We start from the raw sequence: 859 nt of genomic DNA on the forward strand, positions 1-859 counted from the left end.
CCCCACTCCCCCCCGGTCCCCCCGCCCCTTGCTGTCATACTGGAACACGAGCCACAGGATCCAAAGGCTCTACAGGAGCAACAGGAGCAACAGGCCCAACAGGAGCAACAGGAGCAACAGGCCCAACAGGAGCAACAGGTCCAACAGGAGCAACAGGCCCAACAGGTCCAACAGGCCTAACAGGAGCAACAGGCCTAACAGGAGCAACAGGAGCTGGAGCGGTTATTCCGTTTGCATCAGGTACACCAGTAGCATTAGCAACTGTTTTAGGTGGATTAGCAAACACAGGAGCACTTCTTGGATTTGGAAGTTCATTCTTCCCTGTAATTGTCCCACCTGGTGGCCCGATTACTATAGGCCCTGTACCTCCAGTATTTGATTTCGCATTTGTAGCTCCTCGCGCAGGTACAATTACTTCGTTAGCAGGATTCTTTAGTGTAACTGTAGCGGTTGCTTTAGCATTAGGAAGCATACAAATTCAAATGCAGTTGTACAGCGCACCAGCAGCAAGTAATACTTTCACTCCAGTAGGTGTACCATTACTATTAACACCAGCATTTAGTGGTCTAATTGCTATCGGTGCCACTTCAAGTGGTATTATCGGAGAAGCAATTGCGGTCGCTCCACAAGATAAGATATTACTTGTTGTTTCATCAACTACACCAGGTTTTGATATAGCTACTGCTATTACAGGATTCGCAAGTGCAGGGATAACATTCGTCTAAGCATCGCGTCTTAAATGGTGAGCATTGAAAAAAGGAATACTCTTTTTAAGAGTATTCCTTTTCAGGCTGTGGAGAAAGTCTTCTCCACAGCCTGTTTATGTGTCTGAACCTCTTTTTATGTGTCAACACTGATA

General features: G+C 46.7%; 1 protein-coding gene. It reads left to right on the forward strand.

Annotated features, from left to right (window positions below):
- The coding region (locus JDS98_RS29570; RefSeq protein ID WP_274605756.1) for an exosporium glycoprotein BclB-related protein at positions 1-725 on the forward strand (725 nt) is incomplete at its 5' end.
- Between the last annotated feature and the right edge of the window lie 134 nt (positions 726-859).

The sequence above is a fragment of the Bacillus cereus group sp. N11 genome (genome assembly GCF_016483605.1).
Lineage (GTDB): Bacteria > Bacillota > Bacilli > Bacillales > Bacillaceae_G > Bacillus_A > Bacillus_A toyonensis.